Consider the following 633-nt stretch of genomic DNA (forward strand, 5'->3'; position numbering starts at 1 on the left):
GGTTCATCCAGGGCGCGTTGCCTGTCCGGCCCTCTACCTGAACCCGTACAGGTAAGGGTGCGTGCCTGAGCGCCGGCCCGGCGGCTGCTTCACTCCGGCAACATCAGCAGCCGCTGGATCCACTGGTGCATCGGTGGCAGGTCCTGCGCGACCCAGGCATCATCGTCGCCGAGGCGGGCCAGGATCACACGGTCGGCATGGGCGCGCCTGGGGGCCGCATGCAGCGCAGCGATCACCTGGCGAACCCGGCCCAGGTCGCCGTCGTCGTGCGCGTCGTCCTGGCTGCCGGTCGCTGCTCCGTCCCCTACGCTCGCGTAGTCGGGCATTTGGCAGGTGTACGCCACGATTGCGATCTGCAGTCCATCGCCATCATGGCGTTCACTGCCGGTACTGCGGCAGTGGGTCTGTCGCAGCGCAATCGCCACCTGACGCGAAAGCTCGCGGCCTGCCTGGACGCGCGCGCTGTCGGCGGGCGCATCGCCGATCACGATCCTGTCCCCGCATCCTCCCAGCGTTCGCCCTGCACCGGTGCGCCGGTCAGTGCAGCGACCTGCGCCGCGGCATCGGCATCACCTTCCAGCATGAAGCGGGCGAGCAGGTCGAAACTCTGCTCCGGGGTCAGCGGCAATGGTT

General features: G+C 68.9%; 1 protein-coding gene. It reads right to left on the reverse strand.

The features are described 5' to 3' along the window. Positions 1–89 precede the first annotated feature (89 nt). The gene (locus C9414_RS19500) at positions 90–488 is read right to left on the reverse strand and encodes a hypothetical protein (RefSeq protein WP_107164302.1); all 399 of its coding nucleotides are present in this window, start codon (positions 486–488) and stop codon (positions 90–92) included. Between the last annotated feature and the right edge of the window lie 145 nt (positions 489–633).

It is taken from the genome of Bacillus sp. Nf3 (assembly GCF_003028545.1).
GTDB classification, from domain to species: domain Bacteria; phylum Bacillota; class Bacilli; order Bacillales; family Bacillaceae; genus Bacillus; species Bacillus safensis.